We start from the raw sequence: 20,401 nt of genomic DNA, 5'->3' as shown, positions 1-20,401 counted from the left end.
GAAGACGTCGAACCTTCTGGGAACGATTTGTCGGTATCAAAGAAGTGTACATTTGCTCAAACTGTCACAAAGAAACACCTCTCAAGTAGCAACAATATTTGAGACCGCAAAAAAGCCCCGCATCGCGGGGCTCTCTTCGTTTTGACAAGCATGTTTCGTCCTAAAATGTATGAATACATTAAGGATGAACAACCGCTACTTCACACACATCACATTCAACAACGACGTGCCGGTTAACTGATTTGGTTCTCGATCGGCAAACAAGCCTTTCTTATCTTTACCCCAATACGGCAATTGCAGCGGCCATTTGTTCTTCTCCATCACACCAGAATCTCGCAACGCTTTAAATTCAGTCGCCGTGGCGAGCGACATGCCCAACTGCTGACAAATCTGTTGCGAGCTTTCGTAGTTGAGTCGATTCCACGGCTTACCATATTCCATATAAAACTGATTATCTAACAGGTAAGGCACGACATACGTTTTGCCATGTAGAGACGCTCGCAAGCGCACTTCCACCTCTCCATTGCCTTTTACGCTCAGTGCTGGTTTTGCTTTCGCAACCGGTTTTGTTGTCGTGCTCGGTTTCGGCTCTTTGGCCGTAACTGGCTGCGCTGTTGTTTTTGTCGCAGAAGCTTTAAACGCCTCGGTATCTGGACGACTGGCCACGACTGGCGCAACAGGCTTCGGTGCGACGTTTGGTTTGGCGACAGGAGCCGGCTTTGATGACGACTGCGTTTGCTTCACGGTGTTGTCACTCCCTTTGCCAACCACACGAATAAATGCCTCGCGATAGTTCGACAAGGTTTTGACTCCTCGCAAATCAGCAGACGCTTTAGAAAATTCTGTATAAGGCCCAATAAGACAACGATAGCCCTTTGTTTCGGGCTTCATCCAAACATCGGTGGTGATTTTGCTGTAAATGGGTTTGGCTTTGGCAAGTGGCATTGGTTTAGGCAGCAAGCCACATTGAATCCAATAGAAATCATTGCCTCCTTGCGGCACTTTCTTTCCCCAAACACCCTGACCGATTGGGCAACTTTTCTCTAGCATCGGCAGTTCTTTGTCGCTCGCTTGAGTCGCCTGACAAAGAAAGTCATCGGCCAATACCGGAGCTGAAAATTGGGCGCACAGCAATAGCCCTCCTAAGCTGAGGCCTGATTGGACAATGCGTGATGAGAGGTGTGCCTTCTTCATTTCCATACGCTTCACTCTGAAGTAGTGGGTAAGGTCATTATGGCGGCAAAGCGCCAAAAAAATGTGAATAAAGAATAACTAGCAAAAAAAGAGCCGGAATTGCATCCGGCTCTCAGTTTAGGAAGGAAATGAGCGATTTAACAATGCTCTATGTCTAAATTCTTAACCTTTGTACAGTTTCGGGTTAAATACATCACGTAACCAGTCACCCAGAAGGTTAATAACCAGTACCAAAGTAACTAGCACAATACCTGGGAAGGCTGTAATCCACCAAGCACCAGAGAAGATGTAGTTAAAGCCGATGCTGATCAACGCGCCCAAAGATGGTTGGTCAACTGGCAGACCCAAACCTAGGAATGACAGCGCCGCTTCCGACATGATGGCGTTGGCCACCTGAACGGTTGAGATAACCAAGATTGGTGACAAACAGTTCGGCAAAATATGGCGGAACATGATGCGTGGAGCTTTAAAGCCCATCACGCGTGCCGCTTCTACGTATTCTTTCTTCTTCTCTGCCAGTACCGATGCACGAATCGTACGCGCGTACTGTGGCCATTCAGCCACACCGATGATCACCACCAGCATCACGACCGCATATTGGCTGTAAAAATCGCTGCCAAAGCTGGCTTTGAAAATGGCCGAGACGATGATCGCTACCATCATGGTTGAAAACGACAACTGCACATCTGCAAAACGCATCAAGAAGCTATCGATACGACCGCCGAAGTAGCCTGCCGACAAACCAATGATGATGCCCAGTACAAGCTGTAGACCGACCGCTAGAAAACCGATCGTCAGCGACAAACGAGAGCCGTAAAGAATGGTCGATAAAATATCACGGCCTTGCTCATCCGTACCGAGCACAAAGCGTTCTTCACCGCCGTCCATCCAAGATGGTGGTAATTCTGAATCCATGATATCGATAGATGTCAGATCGTACGGGTCAGTTGGTGCCAGAATTGGCGCCGCCAGTGCTAGCACCAAGAACATCAAAAACACCGTAAAACTCGCCATCGCCACTTTGTCGCGCTTGAAGTAGTACAAGAAATCCGAGTTTTTAAAGCGCTCCCACGCAGATGGAACGGCTGAAGGAGCAGCAGGAGTATTGGTTTGGCTCATGATTAAGCTCCTTTTCCAGTTAGGTTCACAGTTGGGTTGATGATGCCGTACAGCAAGTCAACGATGGTATTGGTTACCACGAAGATCAGACCAACAAAGATTACGTAGGCTGTGATTAGCGGTGTATCAACACGGTTAATCGCCTCTAGGAAAAGGAAGCCAGTGCCTGGCCATTGGAATACGGTTTCTGTGAGGATGGTGTAGGCCACCATGGTACCAATTTGCACGCCACCTACCGTCAGTACCGGTAGCATGGTGTTCTTAAGTGCATGTTGGTAATAAATTTTTTGTAAGTTTAGGCCTTTAGCCTTGGCGAACTTGATGTATTCCGAACTCAGTACTTCCAGCATTTCTGAACGAACCAGACGGATAAACAGCGGCAACATGATCGATGCCAGCGCAATACACGGCAAGATCAGGTGCTTGATACCATCAATGGTAAAGAAGCCAGATTCCCAACCGAGCACGTTGACGGTCTCGCCCCGCCCGTAGGAAGGCAGCCAACCAAGCTCTATGGAGAAGACGTACATCAGCATGATCGCCGTCAGGAAGACCGGAATCGAGATGCCGACGCTACTCATCGCCATGACAAACTTGGTGAAGATACTTTTCGGGTGAATCGCGGAGTACACCCCAAGTGGTATCGATAAAACAATAATGATGAGCGTCGCGCCAAACACGAGCTCTAGTGTCGCCACCAGCTTATCAAGAATAACCTCAACCGCTGGGCGCTTGAAAAAGTAGGACGTACCTAAATCACCTTGCAGTGCATTACCGACAAAGCGAGTGTACTTTGTGATAAAGGGATCGTTCAGGCCTAGTTCATCACGCAGCGCTTGACGCTCCGACTCTGAAACCGACTGACCTACAAGCTCACGCAGCGGGTCACCCAGGTTGTCCTGAATGGCAAACGCCACCAAACTGATCACAAACATCACTATCAGTGCCTGAAACAGGCGCTTGACCAGAAACGAAAACATTCCTTGCCCCTTAACTATCCATAGATCTCTAAATTTAGAGAGAAAATTCAGTCTGTAAACTCGCTCAATCCGACTGAAACAAAACTGAGCTGAGTGATGAGCCTCATCAAGCATCCCTTGAGAGAAGCTCATGAAGGAGGGAATACGTCCCCTCCTTCTAACTACATCATGTGATTATTCAACCACTAGGTCGCCGAAGTAAGGCATAACCATTGGGTTCACAATGTCTGCTGCTTTCACGTTAGACTTCGCGCCCCACGCTTCACTTTGCCAGTGTAGCGGTACAAATGCTGCGTCGTTGTAAAGCGTCGCTTCAACGCCTTTTAGCATTTCTGCACGTTTCGCTGGATCCGTTTCCACGTTCGCTGCTTCTACAATTTTGTCCATTTCTGGGTTTGAGTAGTAACCACAGTTGTACTGACCACGACCTGTCTCTTCGTTACGAGTCATTGTTAGGAACTCGTTGAAGTTCGCAGAGTCTTCAGTGTCTGAGTGCCAACCGATCATCAGCATGTCACCCGCACACTTATCAAACTCTGGCCAGTATTGCGCTTTTGGCATGGTTTTCAGATCAACCTTAATACCAATCTTAGACAACATTGCCGCCGCAGCCTGTGCAACTTTTGCATCGTTCACGTAACGGTTGTTTGGCGCAATCATAGTTAGGGCAAAGCCGTTCTCGTAGCCCGCTTCTTTCATCAGCTCTTTAGCTTTCTTCAGATCGTAGCGAGGAACCAGTTTTTCGTTGTGACCAACGTAACCCGCAGGGCTTTGCTGACCAGCAGCTGTCGCGAAGCCTTTCATGATTTTCTTCACGATGCCTTCGTTGTTGATCGCATGCACGATAGCTTGACGAACGCGAACGTCTTTCAACGCTTCATTGCTGTTTTGGTTCATTTGGAACGTGATGATTCGCGTACCAGGTAGTGTCACGAGATCGATGCCTTTCGCATCTTTCACACGTTGGTGATCGTTTGGCGCTACTGGGTGAATCATATCGACGCCACCAGAAAGAAGCGCAGCCACACGAGTCGCGTCTTCTTTGATTGGTACTAGCGTTAGCTTATCAACGTTACCTTTCGACGCTTTATCCCAGTAATCTTTGAAGCGTTCAAATTCCACTTTTACGCCTTGTTCACGTGATGTCACGATGAATGGGCCAGTACCGGAAACGTGAGTCGATGCAAATGAGTTACCGTGCTTCACTAGTTCAGACTTGTCTTTGCCGTCTTCTGTCTTACCTGAGTAGAACTTGCTGTCCATAGGGAAGATGTACGTCGCCGTTTGCAGAACAAGTGGGTATGGACCTTTAGTAACCAAATCGAACGTGTAGTCATCCACTTTTACGATTTTCTCGTACGGGTCGAAGATCGCTTTAAAGTCTGGAGAGCTTTGTAGACGCTCAAATGTCCACACAACATCATCCGCTGTTAGCGAGTTACCAGAGTGGAACTTCACGCCTTCACGCAGTTTGAAGCGTACCGTTGTGTCGTTAACACGTTCCCAGCTTTCTGCTAGACGAGGTTCGAAGTCCATTGTTTGAGTGAAACGAACTAGAGGGTCAAATACCATGTGTGACATTTGCAGTGTACCGCCAGACAATTGCTCATGCGGGTCAAGCGATACTGGGTCAGCAGCGTAGCCAACTTTAATATCTGCTGCTAGCGCATTAAAACTAAGGCCCGCAGCCATTAGCGCCACTGCTAATTTGCTTTTCATGGTTTTCATTTGCATAACTCCTTCATGCGGGGATCCGGATCCCTTGTTATTGTGTTTGCGTCTTTATAATGACTAAAGATCAGCCAAGCGAAATACTTGGTTTATGCCGTTTTGATTTCTTCTCGCAAGCCCGTAAATTCAGGCATCAGAGAGATCAATTTTTTGCTGTATTCGTGCTGTGGAGCAGTAAAGAGCTGCTCGGTAGGCGCGACTTCCAATAACGTGCCCATCTGCATTACACCTACTCGGTCACACATCTGACGAATCACCGGTAAATCGTGACTGATAAACAACATCGTTAGGTTCAGTTCACTTTGCAGATCTTTTAGCAAGTTCAGAATTTGTGCCTGTACCGACACATCCAACGCTGATGTCGGTTCATCACAAATCAAAAGTCGAGGACGAGTGGCCAGAGCGCGCGCAATCGAAATACGCTGACGCTGACCACCAGAGAATTCATGAGGATATTTCACGCCAGCCATGCGACCCAAACCAACATGATCAAGCAAATCATTTACGATTTGACGTGTTTCTGCTTCATTCTTGGTGAGTTTATGGAAACGAATTGGCTCGGCAATAATGTCTGCCACCTTCATACGAGGGTTCATAGACGTGTATGGGTTTTGGAACACCATCTGCATTTGACGTCGCATCGGACGACGCTCTTTTTCCGACTTCATCGCCGTGAGATCGATGCCTTCAAATTTCACTTGGCCAGAGTTTGGCTCATACAAGCCAGCAATCACGCGCGCGATGGTCGACTTACCCGAACCTGACTCACCCACCAGACCAAACGTCTCACCTTCGTGCACCTCAAAACTCACATTGTTCGATGCCTGCACGTATTCACGGCGGCTTTCAAACAAAGAGTCCTTAGTCACAAACCTTAAGTTGACGTTTTTCACATCCAACAACGGGCCAGTGTACTCACGCTGATCTTGGCTTTGACCCAGCCAGTGGTTCTTGATGTCCAGCGACTTCATTTCTGTCGCTTCTTCGATGTAACTCACCAGAGGGAAACGATCGAGCTTTCTGTCTGAGCGAGGAACCGCCGAAATCAAGCTGCGCGTGTATGGGTGATCTGGGTTACCCAACACTTTTGCCGTTGGCCCAAACTCAACAAGATCACCACGGTACATCACCGCCACGCGGTCTGTAACGTTTGAAACCACACCCATGTCGTGCGTAACCAACATACAACCAACATTGTTCTGGATACACAACTCACGGATAAGATTCAGGATTTGGTCTTGGATTGATACGTCCAGTGCCGTGGTTGGCTCATCGGCGATGATCAGATCTGGCTCACCAGCCAAAGCGATCGCGATAACCACACGCTGACGCATACCACCAGAAAACTGGTGAGGATACTGTTTAAGACGGTTTTCAGGCTGAGGGATGCCGACTTGCTGCATCAGAGACAACGCGCGTTGATACGCCTCGTCGTCAGACACTTTCATGTTGGCATGAATGGTTTCTTTTAGCTGCTGCTCAACCGTAAACAAAGGGTTAAGAGAGGTCATAGGGTCTTGGAAGATAAAACCAATCTTCGAGCCACGCACCTTACGCATCGCTTCTGGTGTTAAGCCAGAGATTTTTTCACCATCCAAAAAGACATCGCCACTGGCAACGCGTCCCGGAGGGCTCAGCAAATCGATAACGGCGTTACCAACGGTGGACTTACCCGCACCGGATTCGCCAACAACACCCACGATTTCACCTCGTTCAATATTAAACGAAAGTGATTTCACGGCCGCGTGAACGCCGTGTCGGGATGGATACTCAATACGAAGGTTTTTCACCTCTAATAGTGACATTTCAGACCTCTACTGCCTTGTCTGTGGTATCGAATCGCACTGGGAAAGCCCGTGCCATTCATCACCTGAATGAATCCGTTCAAATTCAGAATAATACTCTGAAATCTTAATGCGGAAACAATTTGGCAAAAATCACACAAAAAAGCAACAATTAAAGTATATTCCGCCGTAAAAACATTGAATACACGCACAATGAGCGAATAAAAATGCATTAACAAGTATTTAACCACTTTCATATCACCCCATTTTTGTGCGCCATGCACCATTAAAACTAGAAAAATGCTCTAAATATAGGCACAACATCACCTCACACCATAACCACACTATTCATGTGTGATCATTAACATTTACCAAACAATATATCGTACCAAAAGCGATTTTTCGGCATAAAATGTTACTAACAAAATAGTCGGCAAACATAAAAAACCAAAGTTAACCGGCTTCACCTAAGGCTAAAACGTGAGCACCACAACAAAACAGAGGAAACCTCCTCAAAGTTGCGATTATGCGCCCGTTATGCGGTTTAATGATTAAGCCAAAAGAACAGCATCACTTAAGCGTAAACGAAACTGCACAATTTGCTGACGGATTGCCTCTTTACGATGCGATTTAGAGTGGGATAATAGGCTTTCGACGCCAGTGACTAATGACTAAGTAGTGAATGAAAGGAGCCCCTGTGCTTAAAGCGATTTTTTTTGATATGGACGAGACGTTATGTGGCACATCCCAAGCAGACAAAGCTGCAGGGCAAAAATTTGCTGCCTGGATTCAACAAACGTATCCACAAGTCTCTGATCCTCAAGCATTCTTACAACGCTACTTGCAAGGGGTATATAAAAAGCTCAACGCAGAGTTTCCCCAGCTGGTTGCTCTTCTTCCAGACGAAAATGCTTTTCGCTGTGGTCTGCTCCAAACGATTTTGGCGGAGGACGGCATCCACATCGATGCAGAGCAAGCTCAGCAAGCACAACACTATTTTGATTCAGCACGTATGGGCGCGTTCACTTTCTTCCCTGGCGTAAAAGAAATGCTGACGGATCTACGTAAGCACTACAAACTTGTTGTGATCACTAACGGTCCAATTTTCTCGCAGCACCCCAAATTGAAAGCAACACAAATGGATGAATGGGTGGACCATATTATTGTGGGTGGCGAAGAGCCAGAAGAAAAACCAGCGGCCAGCATATTCCAAAAAGCCTTGAATCTTGTCGACGTCAAACCAGAAGAAGCCTTACACATCGGTGACTCTTTAGCGGCAGACATCGCAGGCGCAAACAACATGGGTATTTTGAGTGTGTGGGTGAATGCGACTGGCGCAAGTAATCCAACAGAGATAACGCCGAACTTTGAAATCCGAGAAACCGTCGAGCTAAAAGAAATCCTGAAAACACTCGCCCAATAACAACAGCGAATTAAGAAAACCACAACCCCAGACATTGAGCTGGGGTTTATTTTATCTGCGCGAAAAGCTCTGGGATCATGGGTGGTCTAAAGCACCAAAAGCTGTACCAACCTTACAATTCGAACGCAAAGCGAGATTCTGCTGATAGAAATCTTCTGGCTAGCCACTATCAGCTAATATGACGGAAAATAGAGTGGTTAAAATGCAAAAAAGCCCCAGTCTTTCGACTGAGGCTTTAAATAGTGGTCGGTGAAGAGGGATTCGAACCCCCGACCCTCTGGTCCCAAACCAGATGCGCTACCAAGCTGCGCTATTCACCGAGCATGTATTCTTTATAGAAAGAATGGGGTGGCTAACGAGACTTGAACTCGCGACAACCGGAATCACAATCCGGGGCTCTACCAACTGAGCTATAGCCACCATCAAATTTTTATGTTCACCGCTACTTATGTAGCCATAAACTAGATAGTGGTCGGTGAAGAGGGATTCGAACCCCCGACCCTCTGGTCCCAAACCAGATGCGCTACCAAGCTGCGCTATTCACCGACTTATGTTTTATCCTGATTCAACATCAAGATGGGAAGCAATGCTACCGTATTCTATCCAAAAAGGAAAGAATGGGGTGGCTAACGAGACTTGAACTCGCGACAACCGGAATCACAATCCGGGGCTCTACCAACTGAGCTATAGCCACCATTGAGTTTTACCGACTTTTCCTCCGGGGTATGGTACGCCCGAAAGGATTCGAACCTTCGACCTTTGGCTCCGGAGGCCAACGCTCTATCCAACTGAGCTACGGGCGCATGCCCTATCGGCGGAGTGGAATAATACGGATATCACACTATGCCGTCTAGTACTTTTTTTACTTTTTTTATCGTTTGGTCTCTTTTTCGACAGTTATCTGCCTTTAAAGTGTATTTTTGATGTGATTCACGCCCTGTCATGGATAACTTGTTGTTTATTGCAACAAGTTATCGGGATATAATCACCCATTATTTACATTGATTTAACAGCTGCAACCAAGTTGTTTAATCATTTTATGCCATCGGAGAGATTTCGAATGATTTTCTCGACGCGGTATCAATACTCTAACTATATAAATAGGTAAGTCACTTACCTCGGGAATGTGAAGTGGGTTTAATGGATATGTCTCGACAAATGATTAGCGTTTTGTTCGCTGCCTTAACTTTCTCTACGGCAGCTTTAGCTTCTGACATCAGCCAAACTGAATACGATGCGATCGCAGAACGCATCAAACCTGTCGGTGATGTTTATCTAGCAGGTTCAGAGCCTGTGAAGGAAGAACCAACCGGTCCACGTGATGGCGCCAAAGTTTACGGTACTTTTTGTATTGCTTGTCACGCATCTGGTGTAAACGGCGCGCCAAAATCGGGCAATGCTGACGATTGGGCTCCGCGTATCGCGCAAGGCAAAGACGTGCTAGTGAAGCACGCGCTTGAAGGCTTCAACGCGATGCCAGCAAAAGGTACATGTATGGACTGTTCTGATGATGAAATCATTGCTGCCATCGACCACATGATTGATGGCTTGTAATACAGCGGCGACTCATCTGAATTAAGAAAGGCTTGCCAATCGGCAAGCCTTTTTGTTTGGAGTGAACTTGATTTACCGTGAGATCAAAGAGATCACTTCTTAAACATCGAGCGCAGGTTTGCAATGTGCGCCTGACCTTTTGCCATTCGTTCTTCTTGAGACACAGGCTTTTTGTTCACTTCCCATTCGACATCATCAAACGGCAGCTCATCCAAAAAACGACTTTGAGTCGGCTTGATCAACTCACCAAACTGGCGACGCTCTTTACACATGGTAAACGTCAGCTCTCGCTGTGCGCGGGTGATGCCTACGTACATCAAGCGTCGCTCTTCTTCGACGTTATCTTCATCAATACTGGTTTGATGCGGCAATATGCCCTCTTCCGAACCAATCAAATAAACGTAAGGAAACTCTAGGCCTTTTGATGCGTGTAATGTCATCAATTGAACGGCATCGCTGTCTTCGTCTTCTTCGCCGCGTTCCATCATGTCACGCAAGGTCAAACGTTGAACCACTTCTTTCAGCGTTTTCTCTTCTTGGTCGTAATTGTCACCTTCTAAGTCAGCCACAATCCAAGAGTAGAGATCCGAAACGTTCTTCATGCGCATTTCAGCGGCTTTCGGGCTGGCTGAGGTTTCGTACAGCCAATCTTCGTAATGAATGTCACGAACCAAGGAACGAACAGCTTCTACTGTGTTACCTCGCTCAGCTTGATCGGCAATCGCCACCAACCATTGTGTAAAGCGACGCAGATTTTCGAGACCACGCCCCGATAGGTGTTGTTCTAATCCCATTTCAAAGCTTGCTTCAAATAGGCTTTTGCCGCGCATATTGGCGTAACTGCCCAATTTTTCTAACGTTACCGGGCCAATTTCGCGTCGCGGCGTGTTCACAATGCGCAGAAATGCGTTGTCATCGTCCGGGTTCACCAACACTCGAAGATACGCCATGATGTCTTTGATTTCGGCACGCGCGAAAAACGATGTACCGCCAGACAGTTTGTACGGTACGCGGTTTTGCATCAGTGATTTTTCAATCAAGCGCGATTGATGGTTACCGCGATACAAAATCGCATAATCTCGATATTCCGTGCGATTTAAGAACTTGTGCGCAATCAACTCACCCGTGACCCTTTCTGCTTCGTGCTCTTCGTTCTTGGCTAGCAACACTTTCAGTTTTTCGCCGTCAGGAATTTCTGAGAACAGTGATTTTTCATACACGTGCGGGTTATTGGCAATCAAAATGTTTGCAGCACGAAGAATTCGACTAGTCGAGCGATAGTTCTGCTCCAGCTTGATCAGACGCAGATTCGGGTAATCTTGCCCGAGCAGCACCAAGTTTTGCGGTTTGGCACCACGCCACGAATAAATCGATTGGTCATCATCACCCACGACGGTCAAGCGACCGCGCTCACCCACAATCAATTTGACCAGTTCATACTGACTGGTGTTGGTATCTTGGTATTCATCAACCAATAGATAGCGGATGCGATTTTGCCAACGCTGACGCACGTCTTCATTATTACGCAGCAGCAATACCGGCAGCAAGATCAGGTCGTCAAAATCGAGCGCGTTGTACGCCTTCATCTGCTTCTGGTACATCTCAAAACAAAAAGCGAACAGCTGTTGTTGCTCGCCTTTCGCCATCGCTTTGGCTTGCTCTGGCGTTAACATGTCGTTTTTCCAGTTGGAGATCGTACTCAATAGTTGTTTGAGTAGGTCTTTATCACCGTCGAGTTGCTTTTCCGTCAACTCTTTCAACAGCGCCATCTGGTCTTGATCATCAAACAACGAAAAGCCCGCTTTTAACCCAAGCTGCTTGTACTCACGTTTGATGATATTCAAACCCAAGGTATGGAAAGTAGAAACCATCAAACCTTTCGACTCGGCTTTACCCAAGGTTTGACCAACACGCTCTTTCATTTCGCGCGCGGCTTTGTTGGTAAAGGTCACGGCCGCGATGTTTCTTGCTTTGTAGCCACATTGCTGAACCAAGTAAGCAATTTTATTAGTAATTACGCGCGTTTTACCTGAGCCTGCGCCGGCAAGCACTAGGCATGGACCAGACACGTATTTTACGGCTTCATCTTGTCTAGGGTTCAGCTTCATACAAATTCTCTGCGGGTGACAAATGTGGCGCCTATGATAAAGGGGTGGCTCTTTGAATGCTACGGTGATTTTCTCGTAAATTTTACCCCGATTGGTGCAACATTCTGTTGCATAGTAGACCAGACTTTAAGCTATAATGAATGAACGTTCATTCACTGGTAGTAGGATTATGACGGACAACCCTGCTGTAGATAAACGCGATCAAATACTTGCCGCTGCGGAACAGTTAATTGCAGAGTCTGGCTTTCAAGGGCTTTCTATGCAAAAGCTGGCTAACGAAGCGGGTGTCGCCGCCGGGACGATTTATCGCTATTTCTCAGACAAAGAACATCTATTGGAAGAAGTGCGTCTTAACGTAGCCAAACGCATTGCCTCTGCAGTGCAAGCGGGCGTTAATGACGACATGCCATTGAAGGAACGCTATCGAACCATGTGGCTCAACATCTGGAATTTGGCGGGTTCCAACTTAAACGCCATCAGTAATCGAGTTCAATATGATTCGTTACCTTGCACAACAAGAAACAAGACGTGGGAACTTGAGCGAAAAATGTTTGCCCAAGTAGATCGCCTTTTCAACCAGGGCAAAGAAGAAGGGGTTTTTAAGCCTCTCGATAACGAAGTGCTCTCTGGATTAAGCTTTGAAGCAAGCGTCGCGCTTGCGAGAAAACATGCTTTGGGATTTTATCAATTGGACGACGATGCGCTGGAAGCAGCCATTGAAGCCAGTTGGGATGCAATTATTAAACACTAACTTGGAGTTCTTAATAGAATGAAAAAGTGGATTTTGATGCTATCAATTGTTTTATTACTTTTTGGTAGTGTAGTGACATACAGGCTAATTGATATCAAGCAAAAAATGGACGCTTTCGCTAGCCGCCCTGAACCTGAGTTCCCAGTAACCGTTACGGAAGTAAAAGCGGTGGATTGGGTACCAGTGATCGAGGCTATCGGTTTTATCGAGCCAAACCAAGGGGTGACGGTAGCGAACGAAACGAGCGGTGTTATCGACAAGATCGCTTTTGAATCAGGGACTCAAGTTGAAGCTGGCCAGCCTCTCGTTCTGCTTGATTCTGAAGTAGAAAAAGCGAACTTGAAGAGTTCACAAGCGAAACTTCCTGCAGCAGAAGCGAAATACAAACGTTACCAAGGTCTGTTTAAGAAAGGTTCTATTTCTAAAGAAGCTTACGATGAAGCTGAAGCAAACTACTACTCGCTTAAAGCAGATATCGAGAGTTTAAAAGCAACCATCGATCGTCGTGAAATCAAAGCGCCATTTGCAGGTGTAGTTGGTATCCGTAACGTTTATCTTGGTCAATACATCCAAGCTGGTAGCGATATTGTTCGCCTAGAAGATAGCAGCGTAATGCGTCTGCGCTTTACCGTGCCTCAAACAGACATCTCGCGTATCAAACTTGACCAAGAAGTGGATATTTTTGTAGATGCCTACCCAGATCAGCCATTCAAAGGCTCAATTTCTGCCATTGAACCTGCGGTAAATGTACAAAGTGGTCTGATCCAAGTACAAGCTGACATTCCAAACAGCGATGGCAAACTTCGCAGCGGTATGTTCGCACGTGCAAACATCATCATGCCGAAATTGGCAAACCAAGTGACGCTACCTCAAACAGCAATCACCTTCACTTTGTACGGCGATAACGTCTACATCGTGACAGAAGAAGAGGGTGAAAAGCGCGTGAAGCAACACGTAGTTAAAGTGGGCGAACGTACTAAAGACATCGCACACATCTTGGAAGGCGTGAAACCTGGTGATGTGGTAGTTACTTCGGGTCAAGTCCGTTTAAGCAACCACGCAAAAGTTAGCATTGTTGAAAGCAATGCCATTACTCCACCTGCTGAAACACCAATGCTTTAATTGGAGGCATCATGCGCTTTACTGATGTTTTTATAAAACGTCCAGTTTTAGCGGTATCGATCAGCTTTTTGATTGCACTACTTGGTTTGCAAGCAGTGTTCAAAATGCAGGTTCGTGAATACCCTGAAATGACAAATACGGTGGTTACCGTAACCACCAGTTACTACGGTGCAAGTGCCAACTTAATCCAAGGCTTTATTACTCAGCCTTTGGAGCAAGCAGTAGCACAAGCCGACAACATTGATTACATGACTTCTCAATCGGTACTGGGTAAATCGACCATTACCATAAACATGAAGTTAAACACGGACCCAAATGCAGCGTTGTCTGACATTCTGGCAAAAACCAACTCGGTACGTTCACAGCTTCCAAAAGAAGCCGAAGACCCAACCGTAACCATGTCGACTGGTTCGACTACGGCGGTACTGTACATAGGTTTTACGAGTGACGAATTATCTTCAAGTCAGATCACTGACTACCTTGAACGTGTAATCAACCCGCAGTTGTTCACCGTAAACGGTGTGTCCAAAGTTGATCTCTATGGTGGTATGAAATACGCACTACGTGTATGGCTAGATCCTGCCAAAATGGGCGCTTTGAAGCTGACTGCAACCGATGTGATGAGCGTTTTGAACGCCAATAACTACCAATCCGCAACAGGTCAAGCGACTGGCGAGTTCGTGCTTTACAACGGTAGCGCAGATACTCAGGTATCAAACGTTGCTGAACTTGAAGCCTTAGTTGTGAAAACTGGTGAAGGGGATGTGATTCGCCTAGGTGATATCGCTAAAGTAACGCTAGAGAAGAGTCACGACGTTTACCGCGCAAGTGCAAACGGTCAAGAAGCTGTGGTTGCGGCGATCAACGCAGCGCCAAGTGCTAACCCGATCAACATCGCGGCAGACGTGCTTGATCTATTGCCTCAACTTGAGCGCAACCTACCAAGCAACATCAAAATGAACGTGATGTACGACTCTACGATTGCGATCAACGAATCGATTCACGAAGTGGTGAAAACCATCCTGGAAGCAGCGGTCATAGTACTTGTGGTTATCACGCTGTTCCTAGGCTCGTTCCGTGCGGTAATCATTCCTATCGTGACTATTCCACTCTCTTTGATTGGTGTGGCGATGGTGATGCAAGCAATGGGTTTCTCTTGGAACTTGATGACGCTACTGGCGATGGTTCTAGCCATTGGCTTGGTGGTGGATGACGCGATCGTGGTACTAGAAAACGTTGACCGTCACATCAAAGAAGGTGAATCCCCATTCCGTGCAGCGATCATTGGTACGCGTGAAATTGCGGTTCCGGTTATCGCAATGACATTGACACTAGGTGCGGTGTACGCGCCAATCGCATTAATGGGTGGTATCACAGGTTCATTGTTCAAAGAGTTCGCTTTGACACTGGCAGGTTCGGTATTCGTATCCGGCATCATCGCTTTGACACTATCACCAATGATGTGTTCGAAAATGCTGAAGGCGAACGAAAAACCAAGCAAGTTTGAACAAAAAGTTCACCATATCCTTGATGGTATGACGACTCGTTACGAGGGCATACTGAGATCGGTAATGGCTAATCGTCCGGTTGTGATTGTATTTGCCATTATTGTATTTGCGAGCTTACCTATCTTGTTCAAGTTCATTCCTAGTGAACTTGCACCTTCGGAAGACAAAGGTGTAGTTGTACTTATGGGTACCGCACCTTCGAACGCGAACTTGGATTACATCCAAAACACCATGAACGATGTAAACAAGATTCTGTCAGCTCAACCAGAGGTGGAATACGCGCAGGTGTTTACCGGTGTGCCTAACTCGAACCAAGCGTTTGGTCTAGCAACGCTGAAACCTTGGAGCGAACGTGAAGCCAGCCAAGCCGAATTGAAAGAGCGTGTGGGTGCCTTAGTGCAAGGAGTACCTGGCATGGCCGTCACTGCATTCGAAATGCCTGAACTACCAGGTGCGGGGTCTGGTCTGCCTATCCAGTTCGTGATTACAACACCAAACAACTTTGAAAGCTTGTTTACCGTTGCAAGTGACGTTCTTTCGGAAGTAGCAAGCAGTCCAATGTTCGTCTATTCCGATCTCGATCTGAAATATGATTCAGCAACCATGAAGATCAAGATCGATAAGGATAAAGCAGGCGCTTACGGTGTGACGATGCAAGACATCGGTATCACGCTAAGCACTATGATGGCTGACGGTTATGTTAACCGTATCGACCTTAACGGCCGCTCGTACGAAGTTATTCCACAAGTTGAACGTAAGTGGCGCTTAAATCCAGAGTCAATGAAGCACTACTACGTACGCTCCGTTGATGGCAAAGCGGTTCCATTGGGTAGCCTGATCACCATTGATGTCGTGGCAGAGCCTCGCTCTCTGCCACATTTCAACCAATTAAACTCAGCGACTGTGGGTGCAGTTCCGACTCCTGGTGTAGCCATGGGTGATGCCATTAATTGGTTTGAAGATATCGCACAAAACAAACTGCCAGCAGGTTACAACCATGATTACATGGGTGAAGCACGTCAGTTCGTGACGGAAGGTAGCGCGCTATACGCAACGTTTGGTCTTGCGTTAGCCATCATCTTCTTGGTTCTCGCGATTCAATTTGAATCACTTCGTGACCCTATCGTTATCATGGTATCGGTACCGCTAGCGGTGTGTGGTGCGTTGATCGCCTTGGCTTGGGGCACAGCCTCGATGAACATCTACTCGCAGGTCGGTCTGATCACGTTGGTCGGTCTGATCACCAAACACGGTATCTTGATCTGTGAAGTAGCAAAAGAAGAGCAGCTGCACAACAAACTGTCTCGAATCGATGCAGTAATGGAGGCGGCGAAAGTGCGTCTTCGTCCAATTCTGATGACCACTGCGGCGATGATTGCCGGCCTTATCCCACTCATGTACGCAACGGGTGCAGGCGCAGAGCAGCGCTTTAGTATCGGTATCGTAATCGTGGCTGGTTTGGCACTTGGTACGTTGTTCACGCTATTCGTACTACCTGTGATTTACAGCTACCTAGCTGAAAAACACAAACCACTGCCAGTTTTTGTTGAAGATAAAGACTTGGAAAAGTTAGCTCGAGTTGATGAAGCGAAAGCAGCGCACCGCGAACTAGCAGAAAACAAATAAGCTCAAGAAGCGAAGAAAAAGGTCACTTCGGTGGCCTTTTTTATTGCTGCTCTCTTTTTTACCATCTAAATGGCGACTTTCCCGTATCATTTACTTAGAATGTCGGCAAATCAAAAGGAGTTTTAGCCACTATGTTTGACCCAAAGAAATTAGAGCAAATTGCTAAACAAATTCATGACTCAATGCCAGCACCAGTAAAAGAGCTAGGCGCAGACGTTGAGCAAAAAGTTCGCCAAGTAATCCAAGGCCAACTAAATAAGCTAGATGTGGTAAGCCGCGAAGAATTTGATGTTCAAACTCAAGTTTTACTACGCACGCGTCAAAAGCTGACAGAAATGGAAAAGAAATTAGCCGAGCTTGAAGAAAAGCTAGCTGATAAATAAGCCCCTAAACACTCCTTCGACAGGAGCGTTTTTCTTATCAGCACATGGACAAATCGACTAAAAACGAAAAGGCTTGGTCAACGGAGACCAAGCCTTTTAATTAGATGTCGTGTTTTTTGTATTTATCGACTCCAATCTGTCTGGAGTTCATTTAATATCTTCAATGCTGTGCAGCGAAGAGAATTAGCCACCAACCGCGATGCGCTTCATATCCGTCATGTAGCCACGTAGTTCTTCGCCAATGTATTCCACTGGGTGATTACGGATAGTCTCGTTCACTGCGATAAGAGTCGCGTTATCCACTTGGTTAGACGTTTCGCCTAAACCTTTACCAATAACCTCTGTACCAACAGAAGGCATGAATTTCTCACGTAATAAAGGCGTTGCTACGTTAGCAAATAGGTAGTTACCATATTCAGCCGTATCAGAGATAACCACGTTCATCTCATATAGACGCTTACGTGCGATAGTATTAGCAATCAACGGAAGTTCATGTAGAGACTCGTAGTACGCTGATTCATCGATGATTCCAGAAGCTGTCATCGCTTCAAATGCCAGTTCAACCCCAGCACGAACCATTGCAATCATTAGAATGCCGTTGTCAAAGTACTCTTGCTCAGAAATCTCAACGTCCGTTTCTGGGTAATTTTCAAATGCAGTTTCACCAGTTTCTGCACGCCATCCTAGAAGATTTTTATCATCATTTGCCCAGTCAGCCATCATGGTGCTAGAGAAATGACCAGAAATAATGTCGTCCATGTGCTTGTTATAAAGTGGACGCATTAGGTCTTTTAATTCTTCAGAAAGCTCGAACGCCTTGATTTTCGCTGGATTAGATAGACGGTCCATCATGTGAGTGATGCCACCGAATTTCAGAGCTTCCGTAATGGTTTCCCAACCGTACTGCAGTAGCTTACCTGCATAACCCGGATCAATGCCTTCAGCAATCATCTTCTCGTAACATACGATAGACCCCGCTTGTAGCATGCCACATAGAATGGTTTGCTCACCCATTAGGTCTGATTTCACCTCAGCGACAAAAGAAGACTCAAGACAACCCGCACGGTGACCACCTGTTGCTGCAGCCCAAGCTTTCGCGATATCCCAACCTTCACCTTTTGGATCATTCTCTGGATGAACCGCGATTAGGGTAGGAACACCAAAACCACGTTTGTATTCTTCACGAACCTCTGTACCAGGACACTTAGGAGCAACCATGACAACGGTCAGATCTTTACGAATCTGCATGCCTTCTTCCACAACATTGAAACCGTGAGAGTAACCTAGTGCAGCGCCTTCTTTCATTAGTGGCATCACCGTCTCAACAACGTTAGTGTGCTGTTTGTCTGGCGTTAAGTTAACAACCAGATCGGCTTGAGGAATTAGCGTTTCGTAGCTACCAACTTCAAAGCCATTATCTTTGGCGTTTTTAAACGATTGACGCTGTTCATCGATCGCAGCTTGACGTAGTGCGTAAGACACATCAAGACCAGAATCGCGCATGTTCAGGCCTTGGTTTAGACCTTGAGCACCACAGCCCACAATGACCACTTTTTTACCTTTCAGGTAATCCGCTTCAGATACAAATTCTTCACGGTCCATAAAGCGACAACGACCAAGTTGATCCAATTGCTCGCGCAAGTTTAGGGTATTGAAATAGTTAGCCATCTGGGCGCTCCTTAAACATTCTTCCATAAAGGTCGGTAACCGTCTTACCGAATAACTTCATACTAAAACAGACATAACGTTGCTTAAAGTGATATATTCACAATTACTTATTGCAATTTATGCAACATGGAAATAAAGATTTAATGAATATCAAAAGCCTGCAACTTTTCATTCATCTCTGTGAGAGTAAAAGTTTTGCCAAAACCGCTGCAGCCATGCACATCAGTCCTTCTGCCCTCAGTCGACAAATACAAAAGTTGGAAGAAGAAACAAATCAACAGCTGTTTGTTCGCGATAATCGCAGTGTAGAGCTGACAACCCAAGGCAAAAAATTAATGCCTGTCGCGTTAAAAATTCTTAGTGAATGGCAACAGTATCAAAACCATATAAAAGGAACCGAAGGCGAGCTAAAGGGGGAAATCCGTCTCTTTTGTTCGGTGACCGCCAGCTACAGCCATTTACCAGAGTTAATTTCCGATTTTCGTCTTCAGCATCCTTTTATTGAATTTAAGCTATCAACCGGTGACCCAGCTCAAGCAATCGACAAAATACTAGCAGATGAAGCCGATATTGCCATCTCAGCCAAATCGGAGCAGATGCCAAACAAAATCGCGTTTGAAACGATCAGTGAAATCCCTCTGTCTGTCATCGCTCCTGTCGGTGTCAGTTCATTTGCTGAGGAATTGCAAAAGGAGCAGCCAGATTGGTCAATCATTCCATTCATTCTTCCGGAAGCAGGCACAGCAAGGGACAGGGCTAATACTTGGCTCAAAAAAATGAAAATAAAACCGAATATCTACGCGCAAACGTCTGGACATGAGGCCATCGTAAGCATGGTTGCATTGGGATGTGGGGTGGGTATCGCACCGGATGTCGTAATCAACAACAGTCCAGTAAGGGAAAAGATTAATCGCTTAAAAGTATTGCCAATTAAGCCATTTGAACTTGGCGTCTGTTGCACCAAAAACCAGTTAGAAAACCCATTAGTGAAAGCTTTTTGGAAGGTAGCGGAGAGCAAATACATTGCACCTTAATAATAGGTATATGGATTCGAATTACTTGGGTTATTTTTTATAACCCTAATTTTCAGAACTCTGAAATGCAAAAAAGCCCACTCTTTCGAGTGGGCTTCTTCAAATTAAAAGCCTGGCGATGTCCTACTCTCACATGGGGAAGCCCCACACTACCATCGGCGCTATTTCGTTTCACTTCTGAGTTCGGAATGGAGTCAGGTGGGTCCAAAACGCTATGGTCGCCAAGCAAATTCTTTAATTCGGAAAGCTGTTTCTGTGTTCTCTACACATTCAATTCTGTTCTTGTTTCGAGTCCATCAAAACCCCTTGGGTGTTGTATGGTTAAGCCTCACGGGCAATTAGTATCAGTTAGCTCAATGCCTCACAGCACTTACACACCTGACCTATCAACGTCGTAGTCTCCGACAACCCTTTAG

14 protein-coding genes, 5 tRNA genes and 2 rRNA genes are annotated in these 20,401 nt (G+C 46.3%); 7 read left to right on the top strand and 14 right to left on the bottom strand.

What is annotated here, in order from left to right:
- Window positions 1-195: 195 nt before the first annotated feature.
- From UF05_RS19695 to UF05_RS19675, 5 genes are all read right to left on the bottom strand, one after another.
- Window positions 196-1,200, bottom strand: coding sequence for an SPOR domain-containing protein (locus tag UF05_RS19695; protein WP_045544769.1), 1,005 nt, complete (start codon window positions 1,198-1,200; stop codon window positions 196-198).
- Between the two features lie 156 nt (window positions 1,201-1,356).
- Window positions 1,357-2,313 carry an ABC transporter permease gene (locus tag UF05_RS19690; RefSeq protein ID WP_005455202.1) on the bottom strand — a complete coding sequence of 319 codons (957 nt, stop codon included), beginning with the start codon at window positions 2,311-2,313 and terminating at the stop codon, window positions 1,357-1,359.
- Between the two features lie 2 nt (window positions 2,314-2,315).
- Entirely contained in the window at window positions 2,316-3,293 is a 978-nt protein-coding gene (locus tag UF05_RS19685) for an ABC transporter permease (RefSeq protein ID WP_005455219.1), read from the bottom strand.
- 174 nt (window positions 3,294-3,467) lie between these two features.
- Window positions 3,468-5,021, bottom strand: a complete 1,554-nt coding sequence (locus UF05_RS19680; protein ID WP_005478744.1) for an ABC transporter substrate-binding protein — start codon at window positions 5,019-5,021, stop codon at window positions 3,468-3,470.
- Window positions 5,022-5,113: 92 nt separating this feature from the next.
- Window positions 5,114-6,829, bottom strand: a complete 1,716-nt coding sequence (locus UF05_RS19675; RefSeq protein WP_005455179.1) for an ABC transporter ATP-binding protein — start codon at window positions 6,827-6,829, stop codon at window positions 5,114-5,116.
- Window positions 6,830-7,505: 676 nt separating this feature from the next.
- Between UF05_RS19675 and UF05_RS19665 the strand changes: the two genes are divergently transcribed.
- Complete coding sequence (locus tag UF05_RS19665; RefSeq protein WP_045544768.1) at window positions 7,506-8,231, top strand: HAD family hydrolase; 726 nt, start codon at window positions 7,506-7,508, stop codon at window positions 8,229-8,231.
- Between the two features lie 243 nt (window positions 8,232-8,474).
- On the opposite strand, the gene UF05_RS19660 is transcribed toward UF05_RS19665, so the two are convergent.
- The 5 genes from UF05_RS19660 to UF05_RS19640 all read right to left on the bottom strand — a co-directional run bounded on the left by UF05_RS19660 (window position 8,475) and on the right by UF05_RS19640 (window position 9,034).
- A tRNA-Pro gene (locus tag UF05_RS19660) sits at window positions 8,475-8,551 on the bottom strand.
- A gap of 24 nt (window positions 8,552-8,575) precedes the next feature.
- Window positions 8,576-8,651, bottom strand: a tRNA-His gene (locus UF05_RS19655).
- A gap of 49 nt (window positions 8,652-8,700) precedes the next feature.
- Window positions 8,701-8,777, bottom strand: a tRNA-Pro gene (locus UF05_RS19650).
- 72 nt (window positions 8,778-8,849) lie between these two features.
- Window positions 8,850-8,925 (bottom strand) — tRNA-His (locus tag UF05_RS19645).
- Between the two features lie 32 nt (window positions 8,926-8,957).
- Window positions 8,958-9,034: transfer RNA gene (locus UF05_RS19640), tRNA-Arg, on the bottom strand.
- Window positions 9,035-9,371: 337 nt separating this feature from the next.
- Between UF05_RS19640 and UF05_RS19635 the strand changes: the two genes are divergently transcribed.
- On the top strand, window positions 9,372-9,785 hold the full coding sequence (locus UF05_RS19635) for a c-type cytochrome (protein ID WP_005455203.1): 414 nt from the start codon (window positions 9,372-9,374) through the stop codon (window positions 9,783-9,785).
- A gap of 92 nt (window positions 9,786-9,877) precedes the next feature.
- Here the strand turns inward: UF05_RS19635 and rep are convergent, their stop codons facing one another.
- Window positions 9,878-11,893, bottom strand: coding sequence for a DNA helicase Rep (gene rep, locus UF05_RS19630; RefSeq protein WP_005455214.1), 2,016 nt, complete (start codon window positions 11,891-11,893; stop codon window positions 9,878-9,880).
- A gap of 169 nt (window positions 11,894-12,062) precedes the next feature.
- On the opposite strand from rep, the gene UF05_RS19625 reads away from it, so the two are divergent.
- The 4 genes from UF05_RS19625 to ubiK all read left to right on the top strand — a co-directional run bounded on the left by UF05_RS19625 (window position 12,063) and on the right by ubiK (window position 17,283).
- The gene (locus UF05_RS19625; protein WP_005487525.1) at window positions 12,063-12,644 is read left to right on the top strand and encodes a TetR/AcrR family transcriptional regulator; all 582 of its coding nucleotides are present in this window, start codon (window positions 12,063-12,065) and stop codon (window positions 12,642-12,644) included.
- Window positions 12,645-12,662: 18 nt separating this feature from the next.
- Window positions 12,663-13,766, top strand: coding sequence for a multidrug efflux RND transporter periplasmic adaptor subunit VmeC (vmeC, locus tag UF05_RS19620; protein ID WP_045544767.1), 1,104 nt, complete (start codon window positions 12,663-12,665; stop codon window positions 13,764-13,766).
- Between the two features lie 11 nt (window positions 13,767-13,777).
- Window positions 13,778-16,900: a multidrug efflux RND transporter permease subunit VmeD gene (gene vmeD, locus UF05_RS19615; protein ID WP_025501943.1), complete on the top strand. Its 3,123-nt coding sequence runs from the start codon at window positions 13,778-13,780 to the stop codon at window positions 16,898-16,900.
- Window positions 16,901-17,031: 131 nt separating this feature from the next.
- A complete protein-coding gene (ubiK, locus tag UF05_RS19610) occupies window positions 17,032-17,283 on the top strand; it encodes a ubiquinone biosynthesis accessory factor UbiK (protein ID WP_005496609.1) in 252 nt (83 codons plus the stop codon).
- Window positions 17,284-17,466: 183 nt separating this feature from the next.
- Here the strand turns inward: ubiK and ilvC are convergent, their stop codons facing one another.
- A complete protein-coding gene (gene ilvC / locus UF05_RS19605; protein ID WP_025501944.1) occupies window positions 17,467-18,951 on the bottom strand; it encodes a ketol-acid reductoisomerase in 1,485 nt (494 codons plus the stop codon).
- A gap of 143 nt (window positions 18,952-19,094) precedes the next feature.
- On the opposite strand from ilvC, the gene ilvY reads away from it, so the two are divergent.
- Window positions 19,095-19,985, top strand: coding sequence for an HTH-type transcriptional activator IlvY (ilvY, locus tag UF05_RS19600; protein ID WP_005455228.1), 891 nt, complete (start codon window positions 19,095-19,097; stop codon window positions 19,983-19,985).
- A gap of 110 nt (window positions 19,986-20,095) precedes the next feature.
- On the opposite strand, the gene rrf is transcribed toward ilvY, so the two are convergent.
- Together rrf and UF05_RS19590 are read right to left on the bottom strand one after the other, a co-directional pair.
- A 5S ribosomal RNA gene (gene rrf / locus UF05_RS19595) occupies window positions 20,096-20,211 on the bottom strand.
- A 91-nt stretch (window positions 20,212-20,302) separates the two neighbouring features.
- Window positions 20,303-20,401: ribosomal RNA gene (locus UF05_RS19590) — 23S ribosomal RNA — on the bottom strand; the annotation flags it as partial.

Source organism: Vibrio sp. S457-15 (assembly GCF_000960545.1).
Lineage (GTDB): Bacteria > Pseudomonadota > Gammaproteobacteria > Enterobacterales > Vibrionaceae > Vibrio > Vibrio parahaemolyticus.
This window is presented reverse-complemented; position numbering and strand designations above follow the sequence as displayed.